At 70.8% G+C, this 23,015-nt stretch carries 21 protein-coding genes and 2 pseudogenes; 11 read left to right on the top strand and 12 right to left on the bottom strand.

Annotation, left to right across the window (positions count from 1 at the left end; translation table 11 throughout):
* Nucleotides 1–521 (bottom strand): annotated as a pseudogene (locus tag P3L51_RS24380) (hypothetical protein); the annotation flags it as partial.
* A 337-nt stretch (nucleotides 522–858) separates the two neighbouring features.
* Here P3L51_RS24380 and P3L51_RS24375 point away from each other — a divergent pair.
* From P3L51_RS24375 to P3L51_RS24360, 4 genes are all read left to right on the top strand, one after another.
* Nucleotides 859–1,317 (top strand): hypothetical protein, encoded by a 459-nt coding sequence (locus tag P3L51_RS24375; protein ID WP_354607412.1) that lies wholly within the window; start codon nucleotides 859–861, stop codon nucleotides 1,315–1,317.
* Nucleotides 1,318–1,505: 188 nt separating this feature from the next.
* A complete protein-coding gene (locus tag P3L51_RS24370) occupies nucleotides 1,506–3,875 on the top strand; it encodes an APC family permease (RefSeq protein WP_435594516.1) in 2,370 nt (789 codons plus the stop codon).
* Between the two features lie 33 nt (nucleotides 3,876–3,908).
* Complete coding sequence (locus P3L51_RS24365; RefSeq protein WP_354607411.1) at nucleotides 3,909–4,214, top strand: class I SAM-dependent methyltransferase; 306 nt, start codon at nucleotides 3,909–3,911, stop codon at nucleotides 4,212–4,214.
* Entirely contained in the window at nucleotides 4,211–4,687 is a 477-nt protein-coding gene (locus tag P3L51_RS24360) for a hypothetical protein (protein ID WP_354607410.1), read from the top strand. The genes P3L51_RS24365 and P3L51_RS24360 overlap by 4 nt, the downstream gene beginning before the upstream one ends.
* 14 nt (nucleotides 4,688–4,701) lie before the next feature.
* On the opposite strand, the gene P3L51_RS24355 is transcribed toward P3L51_RS24360, so the two are convergent.
* Nucleotides 4,702–6,291: an MFS transporter gene (locus P3L51_RS24355; protein WP_354607409.1), complete on the bottom strand. Its 1,590-nt coding sequence runs from the start codon at nucleotides 6,289–6,291 to the stop codon at nucleotides 4,702–4,704.
* A gap of 315 nt (nucleotides 6,292–6,606) precedes the next feature.
* On the opposite strand from P3L51_RS24355, the gene P3L51_RS24350 reads away from it, so the two are divergent.
* Nucleotides 6,607–7,017, top strand: a complete 411-nt coding sequence (locus P3L51_RS24350) for an RNHCP domain-containing protein (RefSeq protein ID WP_354607408.1) — start codon at nucleotides 6,607–6,609, stop codon at nucleotides 7,015–7,017.
* 93 nt (nucleotides 7,018–7,110) lie between these two features.
* Here the strand turns inward: P3L51_RS24350 and P3L51_RS36030 are convergent, their stop codons facing one another.
* A complete protein-coding gene (locus P3L51_RS36030) occupies nucleotides 7,111–7,863 on the bottom strand; it encodes a helix-turn-helix domain-containing protein (RefSeq protein WP_435594515.1) in 753 nt (250 codons plus the stop codon).
* A 238-nt stretch (nucleotides 7,864–8,101) separates the two neighbouring features.
* Here P3L51_RS36030 and P3L51_RS24335 point away from each other — a divergent pair, with 238 nt between their 5' ends.
* On the top strand, nucleotides 8,102–8,767 hold the full coding sequence (locus tag P3L51_RS24335; RefSeq protein ID WP_354607407.1) for a DUF4097 family beta strand repeat-containing protein: 666 nt from the start codon (nucleotides 8,102–8,104) through the stop codon (nucleotides 8,765–8,767).
* Nucleotides 8,768–8,783: 16 nt separating this feature from the next.
* The gene (locus tag P3L51_RS24330; protein ID WP_354607406.1) at nucleotides 8,784–9,674 is read left to right on the top strand and encodes an alpha/beta fold hydrolase; all 891 of its coding nucleotides are present in this window, start codon (nucleotides 8,784–8,786) and stop codon (nucleotides 9,672–9,674) included.
* 647 nt (nucleotides 9,675–10,321) lie between these two features.
* Here P3L51_RS24330 and P3L51_RS24325 read toward each other — a convergent pair.
* The 3 genes and pseudogenes from P3L51_RS24325 to P3L51_RS24320 form a co-directional block, all read right to left on the bottom strand.
* Nucleotides 10,322–10,762 carry a nuclear transport factor 2 family protein gene (locus P3L51_RS24325; protein WP_354607405.1) on the bottom strand — a complete coding sequence of 147 codons (441 nt, stop codon included), beginning with the start codon at nucleotides 10,760–10,762 and terminating at the stop codon, nucleotides 10,322–10,324.
* Between the two features lie 250 nt (nucleotides 10,763–11,012).
* Nucleotides 11,013–11,171: pseudogene (locus P3L51_RS36105) on the bottom strand (golvesin C-terminal-like domain-containing protein); the annotation flags it as partial.
* A gap of 336 nt (nucleotides 11,172–11,507) precedes the next feature.
* Nucleotides 11,508–12,065 (bottom strand): TetR/AcrR family transcriptional regulator, encoded by a 558-nt coding sequence (locus P3L51_RS24320; protein ID WP_354607404.1) that lies wholly within the window; start codon nucleotides 12,063–12,065, stop codon nucleotides 11,508–11,510.
* A gap of 137 nt (nucleotides 12,066–12,202) precedes the next feature.
* Between P3L51_RS24320 and P3L51_RS24315 the strand changes: the two genes are divergently transcribed.
* Nucleotides 12,203–12,883 carry an SDR family oxidoreductase gene (locus tag P3L51_RS24315; protein ID WP_354607403.1) on the top strand — a complete coding sequence of 227 codons (681 nt, stop codon included), beginning with the start codon at nucleotides 12,203–12,205 and terminating at the stop codon, nucleotides 12,881–12,883.
* 54 nt (nucleotides 12,884–12,937) lie between these two features.
* Here P3L51_RS24315 and P3L51_RS24310 read toward each other — a convergent pair whose 3' ends face one another.
* The 3 genes from P3L51_RS24310 to P3L51_RS24300 all read right to left on the bottom strand — a co-directional run bounded on the left by P3L51_RS24310 (nucleotide 12,938) and on the right by P3L51_RS24300 (nucleotide 14,835).
* Nucleotides 12,938–13,603 (bottom strand): SDR family NAD(P)-dependent oxidoreductase, encoded by a 666-nt coding sequence (locus P3L51_RS24310; protein WP_354607402.1) that lies wholly within the window; start codon nucleotides 13,601–13,603, stop codon nucleotides 12,938–12,940.
* Between the two features lie 111 nt (nucleotides 13,604–13,714).
* On the bottom strand, nucleotides 13,715–14,092 hold the full coding sequence (locus P3L51_RS24305) for a DUF2255 family protein (protein WP_354607401.1): 378 nt from the start codon (nucleotides 14,090–14,092) through the stop codon (nucleotides 13,715–13,717).
* 287 nt (nucleotides 14,093–14,379) lie between these two features.
* Nucleotides 14,380–14,835: a MarR family winged helix-turn-helix transcriptional regulator gene (locus tag P3L51_RS24300; protein WP_354607400.1), complete on the bottom strand. Its 456-nt coding sequence runs from the start codon at nucleotides 14,833–14,835 to the stop codon at nucleotides 14,380–14,382.
* 170 nt (nucleotides 14,836–15,005) lie between these two features.
* On the opposite strand from P3L51_RS24300, the gene P3L51_RS24295 reads away from it, so the two are divergent.
* Together P3L51_RS24295 and P3L51_RS24290 are read left to right on the top strand one after the other, a co-directional pair.
* On the top strand, nucleotides 15,006–16,463 hold the full coding sequence (locus tag P3L51_RS24295; protein WP_354607399.1) for an MFS transporter: 1,458 nt from the start codon (nucleotides 15,006–15,008) through the stop codon (nucleotides 16,461–16,463).
* Nucleotides 16,464–16,660: 197 nt separating this feature from the next.
* Nucleotides 16,661–17,317, top strand: a complete 657-nt coding sequence (locus tag P3L51_RS24290; RefSeq protein ID WP_354607398.1) for a response regulator transcription factor — start codon at nucleotides 16,661–16,663, stop codon at nucleotides 17,315–17,317.
* Between the two features lie 36 nt (nucleotides 17,318–17,353).
* Here P3L51_RS24290 and P3L51_RS24285 read toward each other — a convergent pair whose 3' ends face one another.
* The 3 genes from P3L51_RS24285 to P3L51_RS24275 form a co-directional block, all read right to left on the bottom strand.
* Nucleotides 17,354–19,615, bottom strand: a complete 2,262-nt coding sequence (locus P3L51_RS24285) for an N-acetylmuramoyl-L-alanine amidase (protein ID WP_494338545.1) — start codon at nucleotides 19,613–19,615, stop codon at nucleotides 17,354–17,356.
* 142 nt (nucleotides 19,616–19,757) lie between these two features.
* Nucleotides 19,758–20,492: a YoaK family protein gene (locus P3L51_RS24280; protein ID WP_354607397.1), complete on the bottom strand. Its 735-nt coding sequence runs from the start codon at nucleotides 20,490–20,492 to the stop codon at nucleotides 19,758–19,760.
* 199 nt (nucleotides 20,493–20,691) lie between these two features.
* Entirely contained in the window at nucleotides 20,692–22,464 is a 1,773-nt protein-coding gene (locus tag P3L51_RS24275; protein WP_354607396.1) for a serine/threonine protein kinase, read from the bottom strand.
* Nucleotides 22,465–22,587: 123 nt separating this feature from the next.
* Between P3L51_RS24275 and P3L51_RS24270 the strand changes: the two genes are divergently transcribed.
* Entirely contained in the window at nucleotides 22,588–22,818 is a 231-nt protein-coding gene (locus tag P3L51_RS24270; protein ID WP_354607395.1) for a putative leader peptide, read from the top strand.
* Nucleotides 22,819–23,015: the final 197 nt, after the last annotated feature.

Genomic DNA, 23,015 nt, shown 5'->3' with positions numbered 1-23,015 from the left:
ATGTAACTGCCGCTCAGCGAGGCGCTGCCGCCCCAGTCCTTCAGACCGGGGATACCGGCGGAGATGCTGGCCGTGACCCCGGCCCCGCTCTCGGTCACCCGCTCCAGGGTGACGGTGCCGTCGGACCACTGCTGGAGTTTGATCTGCTCGGAGCTGCTGAGCTTGATGAAGAGGATCTGGACGACGACCGTGGTCTTGGTCTGATCCTGGGAGAGCAGGCACTTGGCGGGCTGGAAGGGGTCGTCCGGCGGGGCCTCGGGCGTTCCGTCGCCGTCCCCGCCGTCACCTCCTCCGCCGTCGTCCTCGCCCCCGTCGCCCGAGTCACAGCCCTCACCGCCGTCGCCCGCGTTGACGATCCGGCACACCGCGTCCTGAAGACCCACGGCCGTGTCCTTGGGCACGGTCAGCGCCACAATCGCGGCGACGATCGCGGCGACCACGCCGATCATCGCGACGTACTCGACACCGCCCTGGCCTCTGTCGCGCCGGCGTGCTCCGTGACGGTGGTGAGTGCCGTTCATCCGCGCTCCTCGTCCAAGACTTGACTCGTTCACCCGATCGGACTGGAGAGTAGGGAGCCTCCCGGGCCCAGACGCAGGGCCTCTGGGCCCATTCGCGGGCCCAGCCGCGCGAGAGGGCCCCCGATCGGGCAGCGTGATGTGCCGATACGGGCGCCAGGGGTGTGGGAACGGGCAGCGCGGGGGCGTGCGAGGGGGACGGGCGCGGGCACTGCGCGCGGAGCGCCGTATCGCGCGCCGTATCGCGTCGGGCAGCGGTACGGTGGGAGGACGAGGGCTTCCGAACACCCCCACGGGGCGGTGCGGGCCCGGGAACGTCGTACGTGAAGAGGTGCTCCGTATGGACTCGGATCGTGCCGAGCGTCTGACCGCGGAGCTTCGCGCCCGCGGTGTCATGGCGCATCTGGTGCACGCGGGTGTCTACGAGTTCGGTATCCGGGTCGTCCTCGACGACCGGATCGAGGCGCTCTGGGACATGGACGGGGCGGCGGGGCTCGACGCGGAGATCGTGAACGAGGGGGCCCTGATCGGGTTCGTCCCGCACGTGCCGGGGTCGGAGGACTTCACCGAGGAGCAGCTCGTGAACTGCATCGCCACCACGAACTACGCCCTCGACACCCTTCAACGCCCCGCCGAGCGCACATCCGGGCAGCCAACGCCCGGCCCAACGCCCGGCCCAGCGCCCGGCCCAACGCCCGTGCGACCGCCCGGCGAACCGTCGGACGGGCCGCCGCAGGCGACCCCGCCCGCGCTTCGGCGTCAGCGACGGGCCCACTGGATCCGGCGCGGCAAGCGGTGACGTGCCGGCGGGCGGTGACGTGCCGGCAGTCGTTGAAGCGACGGCCGGCGGTGGCGTAATGCCGGCGGTGACGTGTCGGTGTGCACGCAAGTGATGAAGTGACGGCGGGCGGTGACGGAGCCGTGCGCCGCCGGAACCTCCCGGCGTCACTCCCACCCCTGAGCTAGGCATTCCGCCACACTTGCGGCATGTCGGGCACTCACGGTAAGACCTCGAACGCCAAGAGCACACGGAGCGCGGCGGTACCGGGCAGCACCCCCCTGCGGGCACTCGACGCACAGCAGCTACGCGTGCTGGGCAGCGTGGGGCGCGAGTGGCGACGGGTGTCGGCGGGACCCGACGTATGGCGGCGGGCGCTGCCCGTCGATCCGGATCTGGGGAGTCTCCCCACACCGGCCCAGATCAGACCCGCCCGCTTCGGACGGGTCGTCCCGGTGTCCCCGTTCGGCCCGACGTCATCCAGGATCACGGCGCACCCGCCGACTCCCACCGGCGCGCCGAGCGAGGGCCCCCCGGCCGGCGAGTGCGCGCCGAGCGAGGGTCCACCCGCCGATAAGAGAGCGCCGGCGGGTGAGGGCCCACCGGCCCCCGTCAACGGGCACCGAGGCGTCTACCGGCTGCGACGCCTGTTGCTGGGTCCCGCGCTGGCGAGCACGGCCATCGCCCGCGAGCGGATGCGCAAGCTGGTCGCCCTGCCCGTCCTGTCCGCCGACGCGCTCTCCTCCGTCGCGTACGGGCCGGAGGCCATGCTCGCCGTCCTCGTTCTCGCCGGCACCGCCGGACTCCGGTACTCGATTCCCGTCGCGGCCACCATCGTGTTCCTGATGCTGGCCATCGGCGTCTCGTACCGCCAGACCATCCGCGCCTATCCGCGCGGCGGCGGCTCCTACATCGTCGCCAGCGACAACCTCGGGCGTGTTCCGGGACTCATGGCCGCCGCCGGGCTGATGACCGACTACATCCTGACCGTGGCGGTGTCCATCGCCGCCGGTGTCGCCGCGATCACCTCGGCCCTGCCGTCACTCGCCTCCTCCTCCGTACTGATCGGCATCGCCGCCATCGCCGTCCTGCTCGCCTGCAACCTGCGCGGGATCCGGCAGGCCGGCGCCATCTTCGCCGCGCCCACCTATGCCTTCGTGATCGCGATGCTGGCACTCATCGCCGTCGGCCTCTCCGACGCGTCCGACCGGGGCTTCCACCCGGTGCCGAACCCGCCCGTCAACGCCACCGAAGGGCTCGGCATCCTCCTCGTGATGCGGGCCTTCGCGTCCGGCGCGACGGCGATGACCGGTATCGAGGCGATCTCGAACGCGGTCCCGGCGTTCAAGCCCGTCGAGTGGCGCAACGCCCGCACCACGCTGACCTGGATGATCGGCCTTCTCATCGTCCTGTTCGCGGGGACCATCGCCATCGTCCACTTCAGCGGGATCCTGCCGGAGTCCCGGGAGACGGTGCTGTCCCAGCTCGCGCACCTCAGTTACGGCTCGGGCCCGATGTACGTCTTCACCCAGGCGGCCACCGCGGCCGTACTGCTCCTCGCGGCCAACACCGCCTTCAACGACTTCCCCCGCGTCCTGTCCCTGCTGGCCCGCGACGACCACGCGCCGCGCCTCTTCGCGCGGTTGGGCGACCGGCTCGCCTTCAGCAACGGCATCATCCTGCTGTCGGTCGCGGCGGGTCTGGTGTACCTGGCGTTCGACGGCCGCACCGCGTCCCTCATCCCGCTGTACGCGGTCGGCGTCTTCCTGGCCTTCACCCTCTCGCAGGCCGGAATGGTGGTCCACTGGTGGCGTCTGAGGGACCGTCACTGGCGCAAGAGCCTGCTGTTCAACGCCGCGGGCGCCGTACTCTCCGCGATCGTCCTCATCACGGCGGGCATCACCAAGTTCACCGAGGGCGCCTGGGTGGCGCTCGTGGCGGTCGGGCTGTTCCTCTACGTCACGACGCACATCCGGCGCCACTACGACACCGTCGCCGCGGCGCTACGACTCCAGCGGCACTCGATCGAACTCCCGCGCCGTACCATCGCCCCTCGCGTCGAGCTGCCGCCCCAGGGCGTCGAGAGTTCCAGGGACCCGCGCAACCCCCGGGACCCGCAGGCGTTCGAGCGCACGGGTGGGGCGGGGGTGTCCGAGGAGACCGAGGAGGTGCCCGAGGAGATCCGGCACTTCTCCCTCGTACTGATCGAAACGCTCGACCGCGCCGGTATGCGCGCGCTCGCGTACGCCGCCTCGCTCCAGCAGCCCGTCCTGGTCATCCACGTCAGCACCGGCGCCGTCGAGGCCGAACGCTTCCGCGACCAGTGGCAGCTGTGGGGCGACCATCTGCCCCTCCAGGAACTCGTCTCCCCGTACCGCGCCGTCATCGCCCCCCTGGTCAACTACATCGAGGCGCTGCACCATCAGCGGCCCGACCTCACCCTCACCGTGATCCTCCCGGAGATCGTCGTGTGTCAGCGGCGCTACAGAGCCCTGCACAGCCGGACCGCCGGCCGCCTGCGCCAGGCGCTGCGCCCCCTGCGCAAGATCGTCGTCACCACGGTGCCCTTCCACGTCTGAGGGGCGGCCGGCCCCGTTTGATATGTTCCCGACATGAACAAAAGGGGAGCGGACGGCAGCGCGGGGGACGCGGACTACGGGACGATCGGTGGCGGTTACGCCGACCACCGGCGGCCCGACGAGCGGATCGCCGCACGGATCACGCAAGCGCTCGGGTTGTCGAGGACGGTCCTCAACGTCGGTGCGGGGGCCGGTTCGTACGAGTCGACCGACCTGGACGTGACGGCGGTCGAACCGTCGGCGTCCATGCGGGAGCAGCGCCCCGCGCATCTGCCCTCCGCCATCGACGCGGTGGCGGGGACCTGCCGTTCGGGGACGACAGTTTCGACGCGGCGATGACCACGTTCAGCATCCATCAGTGGAGCGACTTCGAGGCGGGGCTGCGCGAGATGCGCCGCGTGGCGCGCGGCCCGGTGGTGATACTGACCTGCGACCCGGATCTGGTGCGGGAGTTCTGGCTGTACGAATACGCGCCCGCGGTCCTGGACACCGAGGCCCGGCGCTACCCGTCGATCGAGACCATCGCCCGCACGCTGGGCGGCCAGGTGTCCGTACGGCCGGTGCCGATCCCCGCGGACTGCACGGACGGCTTCAACGAGGCGTACTACGCGCGCCCCGAGCGGCTGCTCGACCCCGCGGCCCGGCAGGCGTGCTCGGCCTGGAGCTTCGTCGCGGACGACGAGCGCGAGCGGTACGTCGAAGCGCTGCGGCGTGACCTCGACTCGGGCGCCTGGGACGGGCGCCACGGCGCGCTGCGCCAACAGCCCGTCCTGCACGGCTCGTTGACGCTCATCCGCGCGATCCCGGCCTGAACGACGTGGCATCCCTAGGCGGTGCGACCGGCCGGCGCCGCCGCCGCTTCCCCGGCCGCGGCGACGGCTCGGGGGGACTTCCTGTTGATCATGATGGCGCCGACGACCGCGGCGGTCAGGAGGATGATCGCCGCCCAGCTGATGGCCACGGTGAAGCCGTGCACCGTGCCGGTGTTCACGATGACGGTCCGCTCCGCCGGGGTCAGCGGGCCCTTGCTCGCCGCCGCGGCGAGATGGCTGGTCAGATACGTGGCCGTGGCGGTGGTCGCGATCGTGTTGAGCAGCGACGTACCGATGGAGCCGCCCACCTGCTGCGCGGTGTTGACCGTCGCGGAGGTGACTCCGGAGTCCCGGTTCGCGACCCCCATGGTGGCCGTCGAGATGACGGGCAGGAAGGTCAGACCGAGCCCGAAGCCCAGCAGCAGGGTGCCGGGCAGGATGTGACCCGCATAGGTGGAGTGGATGTCGAGGAACGTCAGCGAGAACATGCCCCCGGCGCTCAGCAGCAGCCCGGGGACCAGCAGGAAGCGCGGCGGTAGGAGGGGGAGCAGCCGGGCGGAGATCTGCGTCGAGCCGATGATGATGCCGGCGGACAGCGGGAGGAAGGCGAGGCCGGCGGAGAGCGGCGAGTAGCCGAGGATGATCTGAAGGAAGTAGGTGAGGAACAGGAACGAGCCGAACAGGCCGATCGTCGCCATCGCCATCACGATGACGGAGCCGGCGCGGTTGCGTTCCCGGATGATGTGCAGCGGCAGGAGCGGGCTGGGGGACTTCGTCTGCCACCAGGTGAACGCGACGAGCAGTATGACGCCGATGCTCAGCACGGTGAGGACCTCCGTGGAGGTCCACCCCTCCGGCTCGGCCCGGCTGAACCCGTACACGATCGCGACGAGGCCCCCGCTGCCGAGGACGACGCCCGGGATGTCGAGGTGCGCGCCCTTTGACCCCGCCCGGTCCTTGAGCAGAGTCAGCGCGCCGATGACGGCGAGCAGCGCGATGGGCACGTTGACGTAAAGACACCAGCGCCAACTGAGCCATTCGGTGAGGATGCCGCCCATCAGCAGGCCGATGGCGGCGCCGCCGCCGGCGATGGCACTGAAGATCCCGAACGCCTGGGCGCGTTCCTTGCCCGCGGGGAAGGTCGTGGTGAGCAGGGAGAGGGCGGAGGGCGCGAGGAGGGCGGCGAAGGTGCCCTGGAGTGCGCGGGAGAGGTAGAGCATCTCCTGCCCGGCGGACGAGCCCCCGAGCGCGGAGGAGCCGGCGAAACCGATGAGGCCGATGATGAAGGTGCGCTTGCGGCCCACGAGGTCGGCGACCCGGCCGCCGAGCAGCAGGAGTCCGCCGAAGGCCAGGGTGTACGCGGTGATCACCCACTGGCGGTTCGCGTTGCTGATGTGGAGGTCGCGCTGCGCGGAGGGAAGTGCGATGTTCACGATCGTCGCGTCGAGGACCACCATGAGCTGTGCGGTCGCGATGACGGCCAGGGCCCACCAGCGGTGTGTGTCGGGTTCGGTCGCCGTGGGGTCGGGTGCCTCGGTCCGAGAGTCGCTCGGTCTCTCGCTTCCCGTTCCGCCCGGCGGGTCAGGAATCGACGGATCACTCATCGGACTTCCTTCGCAGTGGACCTCGGCTCACCATTCAGGTCAGAAGATCATGAATCGGACTTCCTTGCCCCGAATAACCGGTTGCCCCGCGCGCCCGCCCCCGGGTTTCATGGCCCCGTACTGGCGAAACGCGACAAGGGGCGGTGTGCACCGGATGGGTACGACCCGATGGGAACCGATCTCGTGACCGAGGTGGGTTCAACACGGCGCTGACTCCGAACGGAGCAGCCGCCGAGCGAGGTGAACTCCCTCGACGCGAGACGGACGTGAGGCATCCATCGTCCTTCCCCGCGTACCCGAGGAGTCGTACACAGCATGTCCCGTGACAACACGTCGCGCACCAGAGGATCCGGATCCCGCAACACCTCACGGCGGGCGCGCACCGAAGCGCGCGCCGAGTCGTTCAGGTGTCTCCAGTGCGGGCTCGACGTCCCGATGGACGCGCCCGGTACCGACCACCGCAACCACTGTCCGAACTGCCTGTGGAGCCGTCATCTCGACGACACCCCCGGTGACCGGCAGGCGGATTGCGGTGCGCGGATGGAGCCGCTCGCCATCTCCGTGCGGGGCGACGGCGAGTGGGTGCTCGTCCACCGCTGCACCCACTGCGGAGTGATCCACGCCAACCGCACGGCGGGCGACGACAACGCCCTTCCGCTGACCCGTCTGGCCGTGCGTCCCCTGGCCCAACCCCCGTTCCCCTTCGAACGGTTGGGCAGCCTCTAGCCCTACGGCCCCTACGGCCCCCGCGGCACACCGTCGCGCGTCACGTTCACCCGTGTGGCGCGCGACGGTCCGTCGCGTTCGAGACGGCTGTCCTCACTGGTCGTCACGTGGCCGGGCGGCGTCGTCCGGGGCTGTCCCGGGTTTGGTGTGGAGGACTTCGCGGGCCTGTTCGGCGGCGCGGGTGATGCTCTCGCTGATGAAATCGAGGAAGCGGGCGATGTTCTCCAGGCGGGTGGCGGCGGGGGTGTGGGGGCCGAGGACGGCGACGCCCTGGCGGGCGGTTTCGACGAGTTGGTCGTTGGCCCGGGCGCTGGCGATCGTCGCCTGGTAGAAGAGTTCGTTGTCGACGACATAGCGCTCGCGGCGGCGTTCGTCGCGCTCTCGGCGGACGAGACTCTGGCTCTCCAGGAAGGTGATCGCCTTGGAGATGGACGCCGGGCTGACCTGGAGGCGCTGAGCGAGTTGGGGCGCGGTGAGGCTGCCCGCGTCGGTGGTGAAAAGGCAGGTCAGCACCCGGGCCGGCATCTTGCTCAGGCCCGTAGCCATCAGGACGGTGGTGAACGTGTCCTCGTACGCGGCCAGGGCCTCGGCGTCGCGGCCGTGCGGCAGGGGGGCCGACTCCGCCCCCTGGGAGGTGGCGGACCCGCGCCGGTGGGCGCGGCGTTCGGTGGCGCGGTGGGCCAGGTCGGAGCGGTAGGCGGTGGGGCCCCCGTTGCGCATCACCTCGCGCGTGATCGTCGACGTCGGGCGGTCGAGGCGTCGGGCGATCTCGGCGTAGGGGAGGCTGTCGGCCAGCCCCAGCGCGATCTGCTGGCGTTCCTGCTGGGTGAGTCTGCCTCCCGGCATCAAGGTCTCCTCGGTGATCCGTCGTGCTGGTCCGTGGGCCCCACCGTAGCGTTCACGCTCATCCATTGCAAAGATCAAGATGGCTCGCGTTGCGTTAAGCTCAAGTCTGTTGCAACAGTTTATCTGCTCTGAACTGCGCATATGTCAATCTCATGCAACGCACGTGTTGTTCGATTCTGGAAAGCAACGTAGCGTTTCCGGTATCAGAAAGAACGAACGAACAACACGGGAGAGCACGATGCAGACGTTCGACACCCCCGCCCCGATCTCCGCCGTCCTGGACATCCCCGCCGGACGCGTCCAGTTCATCGCCGCGGACCGCGCCGACACCACCGTGGAGGTCCGGCCCGCCGACTCCTCCAAGAGCCGCGACACCAGGACCGCCGAGCGGACGGACGTCACCTACGCCGACGGTGTCCTGCGGATCACGACCCCGGCCCCCGACAGCCAACTCCTCGGCTCCGCCGGATCCCTGGAGGTCACCGTCCGCCTGCCCGCCGGCTCCCGCGTCGAGGGCAGGGCCGCCAGTGCCGAACTCCGCGGTGTCGGACGCCTCGGTGACGTCGCCTTCGAAGGCGCGTACCGCCAGATCAAGATCGACGAGGCCGCGAGCGTCCGCCTCGTCGCGCTCGACGGCGACGTCGAGATCGGCCGACTGGGCGGCCCCGCGGAGATCAGTACCGCGAAGGGCGACATCCGGATCGCGGAGGCCGTGCGCGGCAAGGTCGTGCTCCGCACCCGGTCCGGCGACATCTCGGTGGCCGCCGCCGCAGGCGTCTCGGCCGCGCTGGACGCGGGCACCGACCACGGCCGCGTCGGCAACACCCTCAAGAACGACGGCACCGCCGAACTCGACATCCACGCCACCACCGCCCACGGCGACATCACCGCCCGCAGCCTGTGAAGAAGGAGTACCTCTCATGACCATGGCGAAGAAGAACACCTCCTCGGCCACGTCCCCGGCCACGTCTTCGACCACCTCCTCCGCCACGTCCTCGACCGATTCGACGTGGACCGGCATGGTGCCGGTCGACGACACGGCCCTGGCCGTCACCGACACCGGCGGTCCCGGAATCCCCGTGGTCTACCTCAACGGCCAGTTCGCCACCCAGGGGTACTGGAGGCGGGTCATCGCCGAACTGGGCACGGAGTGGCGGCACATCACCTACGACGAGCGGGCGCGCGGCAAGAAGTCGAAGCGTTCGGCGGACTACTCCTTCGAGGCCGCCGTCCGGGACGTCGACGCCGTTCTCGCGGCCAGGGGCGTGGACCGGGCGCTGGTGGTCGGCTGGTCCTACGGGGCGGTCGTCGGGGCGCACTGGGCGGGCCGGAATCCGGAGCGTGCCCTGGGCGTGGTCCTGGTCGACGGCGCGTTCCCGTACGACTGGCTGGATGACGCCATGGAGGTGCGCATCAGGAAGCTGTTCCGGCGGATGAGCTGGTTCATGCCGCTGCTGCGCCCGACGGGCCTGGCCCCACGGATGAACGCCGAGCAGCAGGCGGACAGCAACATCGAACTCGGCAGGCTCTCCCGCGAGAGCGAACTGCGCCCCGTACTGGACGCCATCACCGTCCCGGTGCGATACGTGGTCGCTTCGGGGACGTCCTTCGGAAGCAAGGGTGACGAGCAGGAACGGATCCGCACCAGCCTCGACGCGGTGACCGCCCGCAACCCCAACATCCGGATCGGCGCGAAGGTCGCCGGCAGCCACGGCACGCTCCTCAAGAAGGACTACCCGGCCATCGCCGAGTCCGTACGCGAGGTCGCCGCCCTCGACGGCGGGGACGGCCTGCCCCGTTCCGGCGAGTGAACAGCCGGGCACGCGCTGCCCGGCCCGGAGGACGGCGGCTTTCCGCTCAAGGAAGCCGCCCCCCGAACACCACGTCGCCGCCGCCCGCACGGTCCGCAGCGGCGACGCCTGCCGGCGCTGACGATCACCCGCCGTCCCGTCGAGCGCTTCGCCCGCCGCGACGCCGACACGGTCACGCTCCCACCGCGACCCGGCTCGCCGAACTCGCCCTCCACGACCGCGCCCGAGCGGTGGTCGTCGCCTACGAGCGTCCCTGGGCGAAATGCAGATGAAGGAGCCCTCGGGTGTCGGCTACTGTCGTCCAAGTCCGGCCGACAAGAAGCAGGTTGAGAAGCGGCAGGCTGACCGAGCGGTCCGGACCCACAACTTCACACGCAGCACCTCCCGGTGCGTGGGCCGCGGCTACTTCTTTGGGTGAATCACGCCGCACACCGTTCTGATCTCGGGGGGCACAAGCATCGGGGCGCCCGGTGCGCAGGCGACGGATACTTCTTTCTGCAAAAAAGGGGACCCGGGTTCGAATCCCGGCGGTCCGGCTTCGGCCGGGCTGTGGTGCAGCGGCCCAGCATCCATGTCTCCGTCGCCGACTCTGATCTCGGGCGCCCTGATGCGGTGGTGCGCGGCGTGGGACAGCTCACCCCGGGGAATCACACGGCGCAGGCCGCGGCGATCGACAGGCTGTTCTCGTAGAGGTGATGGCGGGTGATCCGGCCGTCCTCAACGGTGAGGCGCAGCGCGAACGGACCCTCGAAGGGCTTTCCCGTCGCGCGTACGGTCCCCGACAGGTGCCCCGTCAGTACGGCGTCGGTGCCGTCGACCAGGAACGCGTCGACGGAGGCGCGCGCGTCCTCGGGCACGGTGTGCTCCATCAACTCCGTGAACTGGGCGGCGCATTCGGTGGCGGTGGACCGCGGGCGGATCCACGGCACGGTGGGATTCTCGGCGAGCAGCCAGTCGACCTCGTCGGCGAACAGCTCGACGAGCCGTCCGGTGTCCCCGGCCACCCGGGCGGTGAGGAAATCCTGTACGACGGCCCGCGTGGCCTCGGTGGCCGAACTCACCGTGGTGGCGGTGGACTTGACGGACATGGCGTTCTCCTCGCGGCTGCGGCCGGATCCCGGCGGGGGTTCCCGTCGATGTGCTTGATCCTGGCAGGGGAGCGGAGGGCGGTCGATTACCTCGGGGGTAATGGCTCGCGGCCGTTCGCCCGTTCAGCGTTCCGAGTGGGACGGCGGACGGCGGTACGAGCGCCTGGAGCGCGGACAGCGCGGCGTTCGGGATGGGGGACGGTGGCGCCGTCTCCGGTGGGGCCGAGCGGAAGGTGGCGCCGAGCGGGACCCACGAGCCGCCGGGCGGGTCCGTGGCTCCCGCCACCCGTTGGCCGATCCGCACGGTGTCGGTGCCGCCCGGGTGGACGACGGTGTACGGGGCGTTGCCCGCGCGGCCGGCGCCCGGCGGGTAAGACGTCTGGATCTCGTACGCGCCCTCGCGAGGCACTACGCGCCCTCGCGAGGCACTACGCGCCCTCGCGAGGCACCGCCGGACGCCGGCGCACCGACCGCTCGCCCGGAACCGGCGGGCTCCGCCTGGCGAGGGCCGAGCCGTCGCCGCGGCTGAGCAGCCCCTCGCTCCAGGCCGGAGCGGTCCAGTGCGGCGCCGGCGTGTACCAACTCCGGCGCCGCTTCCGCACGGTCTACGGAAATGTCCCCGAGCTACCGGCTGCCGGCCGGTCTCACGACGTCGGTCGAGCTGAGCGACGGCGCCGACGGCCCCCACGGCGCGGCACCACGAGCGCGAGCCCGGCAAGATCGGCAAGACACCCCCGAGGCGTCGCTACGTCGACAACTCGGCCTTCGCCGCCGCGAGAAGCGCGTCGGAGAGCGGGTCGCCGCTGACCGCGCGGGCCAGGATCAGCGCTCCCACCACCGTGCTGAGACGGGCGAGGCCGTCATCGTCGTCGCCGGCCATCCGCTCCGCGAACTGCCGTACCCCCTCGGCGTACCTGTGCCGCGCCGCACTGCCCGCGGCGCCGCGCGCCATGTCGACGGCCAGGCCCGCCGTGGGACAGCCGCCCGCCATGTCGTCGCGGTGCTCGGGGGAGAGGTAGTCGTCGATGAACGCGCGCCGCGCGGCCTCCGGGTCGCCACCGTCGGCCCCCGGCCGGGCGCCGAGCGGATCTTCGATGCCGTCGAACGCGCAGGCGGTGGCCTCGTCCACGAGGGCTTCCTTGGAGTCGAAGTGCTTGTAGAAGCCGCCGTGGGTGAGCCCGGCCGCCTTCATCAGGTCGGCGACGCTGACACCGGCGGTGCCCTGCTCACGGAAGAGACGGGAGGCGGTGTCGACGATCCGACGGCGGTTCTCCTGGGCCTGTTCCTTCGATACGCGGCCCATCGGCCACCTCCCGGAATAAATGTTCGATGACATCTATCGTACGCCCCGGTCCTTCCCCATTTAGATTATGAGTGTAATCTAAATGGTGTGGCAACGACCTGAAGACGTCGTACGCCCCCGATGAAGGGATCAGGACCATGGAACTGAACAACGCGGTAGCGGTCGTCACCGGCGCCAACCGGGGTCTTGGCCGCCGTATCGCGGAACAACTGCTGGAGCGCGGCGCCAAGGTGTACGCGGGAGCCCGCCGCCCCGAGACGGTCGATCTGCCCGGCGCCGTACCGCTGCGCCTCGACATCACCGATCCGGAGTCGGTCCGTGCCGCGGCGGCCGCCGCACCCGACGCCACGCTCCTGGTCAACAACGCGGGCATCTCCACCCGTACGCCGCTCGTCTACGGCGAACTCGACCTGATCCGCCTGGAGATGGACACCCACTTCTTCGGGACGCTCCAGGCGACCCGTGCCTTCGCGCCCGTCATCGAGGGCAACGGCGGCGGCTCGATCCTCAACGTCCTCTCCGTGCTCTCCTGGATCCACCCGGCCGGATACGGCGCCTACAGCGCGGGCAAGGCCGCGGCCTGGTCCCTGACGGACTCGATCCGCGAGGAGCTGGAACCGCGCGGTATCCAGGTGTCGGCCCTGCACGTGGGCTACATGGACACCGACATGGCCGAGTACGTCGACCCGGCGCAGAAGACCGACCCGGCGTCCGTCGCCGCCCAGGCGCTGGACGGGCTGGAGAAGGGCACCCCGGAGATCCTGGCCGACGATCTGACGCGCCAGGTCAAGCAGGGGCTGGGCGTGGTGACCGGCTGATCCGGGCCGGGGGCGCCGGGACCACCGGTCCCCGCCGGCGGACGGGCGGCCGGGTCAGGCGTCCAGAGGCTCGGCGTACCGCCGGAACTCCGAGCGGTCCTGGTGCATCGCCCAGAGCGTGTCGGCGAGCACGGCCGGGTCCTTCCGGGGATGGCCGGGGGTGATCGCGCCGGGAATGATGAGCTGCGCCGCGTGGATCCGGTCGCCGGCGAGAGCGTCGTGCAGCATCTGCGCGTAGGCGCTCTCCGCGGCGAAGGCGATCGAGGTGCCGGCGCGCTCGGGATGGGGCTGGACGGCGCTGCCGCCGTTGATGAACAGCAGAGTGCCGCGCCCCAGGGAGCGCATGCCGGGAAGGACCTGACGGACGGCGGTCATCGGTCCGACGACCGAGAACGCCAGCGGGCCCTCGATGTCGGCCGGAGACGTCTCCAGGACCGGCTTCATGAAGTCCTTGTGGGGGATGGGGCTGTACTGCAGGACCTCCACCGGGCCGAGGGAAGAGGCGGCCGCATCCAGAGCGGCGGCGAGAGCGGCCGGGTCGGTCACGTCGGCGGCGAAACCGCGCGCGTTGACGCCCGCACCGCCGAGGTCGGTGGCGAGGGCGTCGACGTGTTCCTTGGTGCGGGAGAGGAGGGCGACGTCGAAGCCTTCGCGCCCGAAGCGGCGCGCCACGGCGCCGCCCAGACCCGTGCCTGCTCCGACGATGGCGATGGTGGTCATGGGAAGTCCCTTGCTACGGCTACGGCTACGGCTACGGCTACGGCTTCGGGTACGGCTACGGCTACGGCTACGGGTACGGCTACGGGTTCCGGTACGGCTTCGGCGGCGGGCTCAGCGAGGGACGAGCTTGAGGGTCGCGGCGCGGGCGTCCTCGGCGACCATGGGGCCGACGTAGGTCTCGCTGTAGGTGCCGTATTTGCTGCGGTAGGCGGCGTCGAGCCGGTCGTTGAGGGACGGGTCGTTCTCCTCGACGAAGGTGACGTCCTTGTCCACGCCGCCGGAGCTGATGTGGCCCGCGTGCCGCGACGTCGCGGCGCGGTACCAGGTGCCGCCGGGGCCGTTGAAGGCGCGTACGTGCAGGTCGTCGCCGTCGCGGACCACCCAGATGGTCGTCGGTGCGCGCGGGGTGTCGTCGCTGCCCAGAGGGGCGATCCGCAACTCGTCGGCGTGCTCGATCTTGCTCAGCTCGTCCTTGGTCCAGGTGGCCATGGGGGTCTCCTTGTCGGCGGTCTCGGCGGTCTCGGGGTGCGGGCGGTTTCGGCGCGCGTCTCGGTCTGCCCGTACGTCCGCGTACTCCCTTCCACACTGGCGACCCCGACGTGCGACGCGCACCTGGACGAACGGGGGTGGCTCCCCGGGATCCGCGGGGAGAACCGGGCCCGCGCCGTCCGTCTGCACCCCGGCCGGTGTTCGCCGCCCCCCCGGCTCGGCTACTCCATATGGATGACTCCACGCATGACTCCGGGCGGGCTCGACGAACCCGCCCGGTCGCAGCACTAGAGACGCGGCCACGGCCTGCCGGCGAGCCGCTCGATGTCGGTGTTGAAGCGCTTCAGATACGCGGCGAACGCGGCGATGTCCTCTTCCGGCCACTCGGACATGACCCGGTCCAGGGACTGGACGATGCCCTCCCGCTCCTCGTCGAGTACGCGAGCGCCCTCCTCCGTGATGCGGAATTTGCGTGCCATGCCCCCGTCGGGGTCCGGGATGCGCTCCACGAGCCCGGCGCGCATCGCCGCGGCCGTCTGCCGGTTGAGGGTGGAGGCGTCCAGTCCGAAGGCGTCGCTGAGTTCGCCGATCGACATCGGCCCCTGTAGGCGGATTCGGCTGAGCAGGATGTAGGCGCTGCGCTCCAGTACGCCGTCCTTCCGGCGTCCGCCTTTCTGATTCAAGAACGTGTGGCGGCTGAGCAGCATCTGCTCGTACTCGACCTCGTGCGTGGCCCCGACCATGCCTGTGTCGCCTCCTGCTCTCTCTTGCCGGGCCATTGTCGCACCGCGTCGGAACGGCCCGGACTCCATTGTCTCACGCGTATGCACCCTGCATGTAAGGTGCTCGATACATACGATATGTATGATGCACAAGTTACTTTCGCGTTGGACAGCCCTAGGAGTCCCCTTTCATGGACGCCCCACAGCTCACATCCCGCTCGGGCGGTGTGGTCGCCACGCTGGCGCTCGCCGGCACCACGGCCGCGATCATGCAGACACTGGTCACCCCGCTCATCGCCGACCTGCCGAAGATCCTCAACACCTCGGCGTCGAACGCCACTTGGGTGATCACGACGACCCTCCTGGTGGCGGCCGTCTGCGTGCCGGTCGTCGGCCGACTGGGCGACCTGATCGGCAAGCGCACGATGCTGCTCGTCTGCTCGGTACCGCTGATCGCGGGCTCCGTGGTGTGCGCGCTCTCGTCCTCCGTCGTGCCGATGATCATCGGGCGCGGGCTCCAGGGCATGGGGATGGGCATGGTGCCACTGGGCATCGCACTGCTGCGTGATGTCGTTCCCACGGAGAAGCTCAGCTCGTCCATCGCGCTGGTCAGCGCCTCCATGGGCATCGGCGGCGGCCTCGGCCTGCCGATCGCCGCGGCGGTCGCCCAGTACGCGAACTGGCGGGTGCTCTTCTGGGGCTCCGCCGTGCTGGCCACGATCATCGCCGCACTCATCTGGTTCCTGATCCCGAGCGTGCCGGCCAGCGCCAAGGGGCAGCGGTTCGACGCGCCCGGCGCGCTCGCCCTCGGCGCCGGTCTGGTCAGTCTGCTGCTCGCGATCTCCAAGGGCGCCGACTGGGGCTGGGGTTCGGGGACCACACTCGGTCTGTTCGTCGCCGCCGTCGTGCTGCTGGTCGGCTGGGGCGCGTGGGAGCTGCGTACGAAGGACCCGCTCGTCGACCTGCGCACCACGGCCCGTCCCCGGGTCCTGCTCACCAACATCGCGTCGATCTTCGTCGGATTCGCGATGTACGCCAGCATGCTGGTGATCCCGCAGCTGCTCCAGTACCCGGAGGCCACCGGCTACGGCCTGGGTCAGTCGATGCTCGCGGCCGGTCTCTGGATGGCCCCCGGCGGCATCATGATGATGATCGTCTCCCCGCTCGGCGGCAAACTGACCAACGCGTACGGCCCGAAGCTCACTCTCCTCGGCGGAGTCCTCGTCATCGCGGCAGGCTACGGGCTGTCGCTCGCGCTGATGGGGTCGGCCTGGGGAATCATGCTGGCCATCATGGTCATCAACAGCGGTGTGGGCCTTGCCTACGGCTCGATGCCCGCGCTCATCATGAGTTCCGTCCCGCTCTCCGAGACCGCCGCAGCGAACAGCTTCAACGCCCTCATGCGCTCCCTCGGCACGTCGATCGGCGCCGCGGTGATCGGCCTGGTCCTCTCCCAGATGACGACCGAAATGGGCGGCTTCAGCGTCACTTCCGAGAGCGGATTCCGTACGGGCCTGCTGATCGGCTGCGGTATCGCCCTGGTCTCCGCCGCCATCGCGGCCGTCATCCCGGCGGTGCGTACCGCCAGCGGCGGCCTGGCGAAGACGCACGCCGGCTCCGAGCCGGAGAAGTCCGCGGTCCAGGCCTGAACGGGGGCCTGAACGGAGGCCTGAACGGTGTGAACGCCTCGGGCGCGTACGGCCTGTCGAGGCGGACGCGGCCGAGGCCCTTCACGCGGTGATGGGCCGAGACCCTTCACATGGTTGGGCCCGCGGCGTGTGACGCGTCGGACGCCCGTGCCGCGCCGCGGGCCCCCCGGAGCCGGCATCCGACCGAAGGACGAGAGATGCACCGCGTACTCCTCACGGGCGGCCCCACACTCCTGCGCGACGCCTACGCCCACATCATCGCGGCGTCCGCCGTCCTCACCCTCCAGGGCCAGACCGCCGCCCTCCCCGACGCCCTGGCCCAACTGCCCGCCGTCCGGCCGGATCTCCTGCTCATCGACGCCGGGGCGCTGCCGAACAGCCCTACGGCCGCGACCCAGTTGATTCTGCGTCAGGCCGCCGCCCGCACGAGGCTCGCCGTCATCGGCGACGTCCCGACCCCGGACATCGCCTCCTTCGTACGCGCCGGGGTCACGGGCATCCTCGGCCGGGACATCGACGTCCCCCACTTCGTGGCGGCCCTCGACCTGGTGAGCGGGGGAGGACTGGTCATCTCCTCCCTCGACGCGCTGCTCGACGCCCGCGACACCCGTGCCGTCGCCGCGCCTTCGGAGCTGGAGCACCTCTCCGACCGGGAACGCCAGATCCTCGCCCTGGTCGCGAGTGAGCGCGACAACCACGCGCTCGCCCAGCTTCTCGGCCTGAGCCCGCTCACCGTGAAGACCCACGTCAACCGGATCCTGCGCAAACTCGGCGCCACGAGCCGCGCGCACCTCGTCGCCATCGCCTACGAGAGCGGCCTCATCACGCCGGGGAGGCCGCTCCCGTTGTCCTGACCGATCAGGCGTTGTCCGGCCCGACGGCTGCTTCGGCTACTTCAGGTAGACCAGTCCGTCCGTCGTGACGGTCGGACGGCCCGAGGTGCCGACCACGACGATCTTGACGGTGTGCTTCGCGCTGCTCGCCCAGGTCTTGGTCCAGAGCGCGTCGCGGTACTTCGTGGTCGCCGACCTGAGATCGACCGTGGCCGTTTTCACGCCGTCGACGTAGACGTGTGCCTGGCCGGACGTGGCCGCGCGGGAGACCACCCAGGAGGCGGAGCGGCCGGTGAACGTCCACGTCAGCGACGCGTTCTTGGACGAGCTGGAGTACGACTTGCCGCCGAGGTAGCTGGTCGACGACTTCGCCGTCCACGTACCGGACTTGGTGGCCGAGGTCTCCTGGAGGATCACCGGGGTCGCGGAGACCGAGGCCGCGGCGGTGTTCCCCGCGTAGTCGTGCGCCGCCATCGTCCATGCCGTGGCGGCCCCCGACTTGGCCGTGTGCGTGGCGCTCGTCGTGGTCGGACCGTAGGTCTTCGCCGTCGGCGAGGTCAGCCGCACCTCCTTCAGGGCCGCGCCGTCGGTGGCCTTCCACTTGAGCGTCACGGGGACGGCGGTGGTGTTCACCGTGCCGGTACGCAGTTCCAGGGAGGGCTTGGCCGTGAAGACGGGGGCGGTCCTCTCCGCGACCACCGTCGCCGCCGAACTGGTCGACGTCTTGCCGGAGATGTGGGTGGCGCGGACGGCCACCGTATGGTCCCCGACGGTGAGAGTCGCCTTGGCCGAGGTGCTGGTCCCCGCCCCGGTGGTCACCGGTTTGCCGTCGACCAGCAGCTCGTACTGCTTGATCAGGGCGGTGGGGGTGGTGGCCGACCAGCTCACGGTGACATCGGCCTTGGTGTAGTACTTCGTGCCCGACTTCCCGGCGCCGGTAAGGGAATTGACGCTCAGTCCGGTGACCGGACCGGCCGCCCAGGTGCGAATGGCGGCCAACTGGCCGTAGAAGGCGTCACCGGGGCACTGCGTGTTGTAGCCGTCGCGGTGTCCGTGGATGACCGGGAAGGTCAGCTGCGCGCCCTTGGCCCAGCTTTTGCGGAAGTAGTTGGTGCCCGAGTCGCCCGCGGTCAGCGTGGCGGTGCCCGACGGATTCACCCCGTACTGGCCGAGCTTCCACGCGGCGATCCGCGCGACGGAGACCATCGCGGCCTGGGGCGGCACGGTGTCGGTGTAGGTGCCGAGCACGGAGACGCCGGTGGTCTCGGCGTTGAAGCCGTACGCGTGAGCGCCCATCACGGGTCGGTCCACGCCGCCCTTGCGGCCCTCGTAGATGACGCCGCACTTGTCGACGAGGAAGTTGTAGCCGACGTCCTTCCAGCCCAACTGCTTGACGTGGTAGGCGTAGATACCGCGCACGACCGCCGGTCCCTGCGCGCAGGTGTACGTGTTGGACTCGGCGGTGTGGTGCACGACCACCGCCTTGATCCTGCCCTCGGGCAGATACCCCGGCTCCTCCGGGCTGATCGACTCGTCCGCGCCCCAGCCCGCGCGGGAAGCGATCGGCGGGCGCGGAGCGGTGCTCGGAGGGGCGGGCGGGACGGTGACCGTCGGGCTGGGCGCGACGGTCGTGGACGGCGGCGGCTCCGACGGCGAGGCGGGTGAGGAGACCGGAGGCTCGCTCACCGTCGGCTCACCGGAGGGCGGCTCCTGGCTGCCGGACGCGTCCGGCTCCGCAGGTGGGACGGGCGGCTGCGATTCCGCCGGTTCCGACGTATCGGGAGTCGGTTCGCCGGTCTCGTCAACCGCGAAGGCCGCCGGTTCGACAGCGCTCACCTTCCCCGTACCGGGATCGACCAGGTCCAGTCGCAGCCCGGCGGGCAGCCCGGCGGACGTCGTCCCGCCCGAGCGCACCCGCGCCTCGACACCGTCGGACGGCCCGACCCACGCCGGCTCGGTACCACCGCGCGCCGCGCCGCTCTCCCCCTGACCGCTGTCACCGTCGAGCCGCAGCCACGGCGACCACTTCCCGCCCGCCGCCCCACGGGCACGGACCTCGACCTGGCCCGTGATCTTCGCACCGGGATCCGCCCAGGTCATACCCACCATGCTGAACGGCTTGGCGTCACGCCGCGCGAGCGCCGCGTTCCTGCCGTCCGCGCTGGGGCTCAACTCCAAGGCGGAGGTGCGTACTTCGACCGCCGCGGGCTTGTCGCCGGTGCCGCCGTCCGCGCCGCCGGTCGCCCCTTGGAAGACCAGTACACCGGTCAGCCCGGTCACCACGGCCGCAGCCGTGCCCCATACCCGATGCCGCTTCACGCAGCCCCACCCCTTGGTTCCCCACTTGCGGGCCCACCCCCACGTCGGCTACACCGACTTCACAAGTTCTGCCCGAAGGTACACGGGCATGTCGTATATGCCGACGGCGGGCTGTGGCGGGTGCCGTCGTACGCCACGGATCTCACGGGGCGTCCCCGCCCATCGGTGTGGTGGGGGTTGACCGGTCCGGGCGGGGGGAGACGGCCACGCACGCCAGTGCCGCCGACGCCCAGAGCAGTGGGACGGCCATCGCCCAGGGCGCCGACGCCGCGTACACGAGCGCGGCCACGGCCGCGCCCGCCGTGAGCGCGAGAAGCCGGGCCAGGGAACCCGGATCCGCACGGCGTTCGCCCGTCGGCCCCACCGCGCGCACGACCAACTGGGTGAGGGTGCCCGTGAAGTAGGTCCCCGGCCCGCCGGCCGCGCCCGCCCGGGCCAGAGCGGCGGACTGCGCCCCCATGGCGGCGGCGACCGCGACGAGCACGACATCGAGCCACGGCCGCGAGGGCGCCCCGCCGGCCGCGCCCCAGACGACGGCGACGGCGGCCAGGAGTACGACCTCGGCGGCGAGCCAGCGCACGACCGCGCGCGGCCAGCGCGTCTCCGGCTCCTCCGGTCGCCGCCGGCTGAAGGGCGCCACGGCCGCGACGCCCGCCACGTAGCCCGCGAGCGCCAGCAGCGGCGCGGCCGGCCCGCCCTCGTCGCCGGTTCCCGTCAGCGAGAGGCCCAGCAGCACGAGGTTGCCGGTCATCACACCGGCGAAGACCCGACCAAGCGCGATGAACGCCAGCACGTCCACCGCGCCCGAGGCCCCGGCGAACAGGATCAGCGCACCCCACTGGGCGCGCCCCGGACGCACCGGTTCGGTCGTCGACACCCCGTCACCGCCTCCGCGTCGCTGCCCGAAGAGGCCACCAATACGGCGCCGGGGCCCGCCCCGCACCACGCCGAGCCGCTCCCGCGGAGATCCCGCGGACCGGCTCACCCGTCCGGCGGAGACCTGCGACCGACCGGCGGCAGGCGGCAGGCGGTCCGGGCAGTGATCAGGTCGTCCCGGCGCGTGACCCGGAGCCGAGTCAGTCCTCCTTGGGCTCCTCCGAGTTGCGCCAGATCGTGAGGTCGACGGTGATGTAGGTCGAGCCCTCCGCGCCCCCCTTGCCCTGGTACGTCGCGACCGCGATATGGCCCGCGTCGCTGAGCACGCAGAACTGCGATCCCTTGCTCAGCTGGTCGAGGGTGATCTTCTCGGTGAAGCGGGTCTCCGTGCGGCAGGTCTCCAGGGAGCCCTTCTGCGAGTTGTTCAGGAGAATGAACTTCCCGTTGTCGGAGCCGATATAGGCGTCCCCGAACAGGCCGTCGACGTAGTAGTACACATCCCCGCCGCCGTAGAGCACGTCCTCCTGGTCGGCCGGCTGCGGAGGGTTGTCGGCGAGCATGACCTCGTAGTTCTCCGTCACGTCGATGCCCTTGTACGACACCGGCTTCGGGTCGGGCCGCTTCTTGCCTCCGCTCGCGGCCTCGCCTCTGCCCGAACCCTCGCTGCCGCTACTGGTGCTGCTGCCGGGCGATTTGCCCTCGTCGTCCCTGCCGGAGCCGTCCGGCAGGAGGGAGCCGATGACTCCCAGGACGATGACCGCGCCCACGATCGACCCGGCGACGATCAGCCCGGTCCGCTTCGGCTTGGGCGGCTGAGGGGGCACGTAGGGAGCGTGGACCACGGGCGGCGGGGTGTGGTGGCCCTGCGTGGGGTACGTCGGACGGCCGGGCGGCGGCGGTACCGGGCCGGGAGCCCCCGGCCCGCCCCGCGTCGGCGCGGCGGGCATGGCGAAACCGGTCGGCGCGTACGGGTTCACCGTGCCCGGTGCCGGGTGCTGCGGCGAGAACTGGGTCGGCGTCGGCGTCGGCGTGAAGGTGGGCTGCGGCGGTGGGGTCTTCGCCGGCTCGGGCAGTCGCAGCCGCTCGGTGATCGATCCGGCGACCGCCTGCGGCAGCCAGTCCTCGCCCTGGCGCAGCGCGACGGGCGAGATCTCGTGACACAGCTCGATGATCTCCGTCAGACTCGGCCGCCCGGCCGGGTCGCGGGTCAGGCAGCGGGTCACCAGGGGCAGCAGCTCCGCCGGCACGCGGCTGAGGTCGGGATCCTCGTGCACGATCCGGTAGAGCACCGCGTGCGACGACCCCTCGCCGTAGGCGGGTGAACCGATCGCCGCGAACGCCGCGATCTGGCCGAGGGCGAAGATGTCGGTGGCGGGGGAGACCGTACCGGCCGACGCCTGTTCGGGCGCCATGAACGCCGGGGTGCCCACGCTGACACCGGTGCCGGTGAGGGCTGTGGTGTCGGCGGCACGGGCGATGCCGAAGTCGATCACGCGGGGGCCGTCGGAGGCCAGAAGCACGTTGGCGGGCTTCAGGTCGCGGTGCACGATGCCCGCGCCGTGGATGACATGGAGGGCCTCGGCGACCCCGACCGACAGCAGCAGCACACTCCGCAGCGGTAGCGCCCCGTGCTGGGACACCGCGTGCGCGAGAGAGGGGCCCGGCACGTAGGCCGTGGCGAGCCAGGGCTGCGAGCCGTCGGTGTCGGAGTCGATGACCGGCGCGGTGTACAGACCCTGCACCCGCTGCGCGGCCTGGACCTCCCGCTGGAAGCGCCGCCGGAACTCGGGGTCGTCGCTGAACTCGGGCCGGATCACCTTGAGCGCGATGGGCCGGCCGCCCGGTGTGTACGTGAGATACACCTTGCCCATGCCACCAGTGCCGAGCACGGCCGCGAGCCGATAACCGCCGACAACGGCCGGGTCGCCTTCACCAAGCGGTTTGAAGAGGTTGGCGGAAGGTGTACTGGTCATGGTGGATCATCCCCTGTTAACGGCAGTTGAGCGCCTGCCGAGGCCCCGAAGTCAACGGGGAGCGTATCGACTTTCCTCCCGGGGCCTCCCCGCGCGGCGCAACAACCCTGCAACAAGACGGCTGTGATCGTCCTGCGGACAGGCACAGGCACAGGCACAGGCACGGGCACGGGCACGGACGGGTACGGGTGCCGGATCCCACGAGACGTGCCCGCCCCCCCCGTACGCCCGGCGGCTTCGCGCATTGCCAGGATCCTTCGCTTCGCTTACCTTTGCATCGTGCATCCAGGTGTAAGGCTCGTTACGCGCATTCACGTCGACCTTCTGCGGTCGGCCAGCGCGCTCTGTCTTTAGTTCCACCTGACGCGTAGTCGCGTTTCCTCGCGCTCACGCCGATTCGGCTGATCCCGCTCTCTGTGGCGCATCGGTCACCGCCCTGTTCCGGCCTTTTCCTGTTCCCTCCTTTCTCTCCCTTTCTTCCCACCGCACCGTGCTTCGCCATGGGTTGTCGCCATCCGTCGCCATCAGACTCCCCAGGCGCGCTCCGACGC

Source organism: Streptomyces panacea (assembly GCF_040560175.1).
In the GTDB taxonomy this organism is placed as follows: Bacteria; Actinomycetota; Actinomycetes; order Streptomycetales; family Streptomycetaceae; genus Streptomyces; species Streptomyces panacea.
The sequence above is the reverse complement of the archived record's forward strand: the minus strand, read 5'-3'. Positions and strand labels throughout refer to the sequence as shown.

Coding starts and splice junctions, on each gene's coding strand:
- P3L51_RS24325 (WP_354607405.1), bottom strand. CDS start 10,762: ATGTCCGTCAAGTCCACCGCCACCACGGTGAGTTCGGCCACCGAGGCC.
- P3L51_RS24295 (WP_354607399.1), top strand. CDS start 15,006: ATGGACGCCCCACAGCTCACATCCCGCTCGGGCGGTGTGGTCGCCACG.
- P3L51_RS36030 (WP_435594515.1), bottom strand. CDS start 7,863: ATGCCGGGAGGCAGACTCACCCAGCAGGAACGCCAGCAGATCGCGCTG.
- P3L51_RS24350 (WP_354607408.1), top strand. CDS start 6,607: ATGTCCCGTGACAACACGTCGCGCACCAGAGGATCCGGATCCCGCAAC.
- P3L51_RS24365 (WP_354607411.1), top strand. CDS start 3,909: ATGAACAAAAGGGGAGCGGACGGCAGCGCGGGGGACGCGGACTACGGG.
- P3L51_RS24360 (WP_354607410.1), top strand. CDS start 4,211: ATGACCACGTTCAGCATCCATCAGTGGAGCGACTTCGAGGCGGGGCTG.
- P3L51_RS24290 (WP_354607398.1), top strand. CDS start 16,661: ATGCACCGCGTACTCCTCACGGGCGGCCCCACACTCCTGCGCGACGCC.
- P3L51_RS24375 (WP_354607412.1), top strand. CDS start 859: ATGGACTCGGATCGTGCCGAGCGTCTGACCGCGGAGCTTCGCGCCCGC.
- P3L51_RS24320 (WP_354607404.1), bottom strand. CDS start 12,065: ATGGGCCGCGTATCGAAGGAACAGGCCCAGGAGAACCGCCGTCGGATC.
- P3L51_RS24370 (WP_435594516.1), top strand. CDS start 1,506: ATGTCGGGCACTCACGGTAAGACCTCGAACGCCAAGAGCACACGGAGC.
- P3L51_RS24315 (WP_354607403.1), top strand. CDS start 12,203: ATGGAACTGAACAACGCGGTAGCGGTCGTCACCGGCGCCAACCGGGGT.
- P3L51_RS24275 (WP_354607396.1), bottom strand. CDS start 22,464: ATGACCAGTACACCTTCCGCCAACCTCTTCAAACCGCTTGGTGAAGGC.
- P3L51_RS24305 (WP_354607401.1), bottom strand. CDS start 14,092: ATGGCCACCTGGACCAAGGACGAGCTGAGCAAGATCGAGCACGCCGAC.
- P3L51_RS24330 (WP_354607406.1), top strand. CDS start 8,784: ATGACCATGGCGAAGAAGAACACCTCCTCGGCCACGTCCCCGGCCACG.
- P3L51_RS24335 (WP_354607407.1), top strand. CDS start 8,102: ATGCAGACGTTCGACACCCCCGCCCCGATCTCCGCCGTCCTGGACATC.
- P3L51_RS24300 (WP_354607400.1), bottom strand. CDS start 14,835: ATGGTCGGGGCCACGCACGAGGTCGAGTACGAGCAGATGCTGCTCAGC.
- P3L51_RS24355 (WP_354607409.1), bottom strand. CDS start 6,291: ATGAGTGATCCGTCGATTCCTGACCCGCCGGGCGGAACGGGAAGCGAG.
- P3L51_RS24310 (WP_354607402.1), bottom strand. CDS start 13,603: ATGACCACCATCGCCATCGTCGGAGCAGGCACGGGTCTGGGCGGCGCC.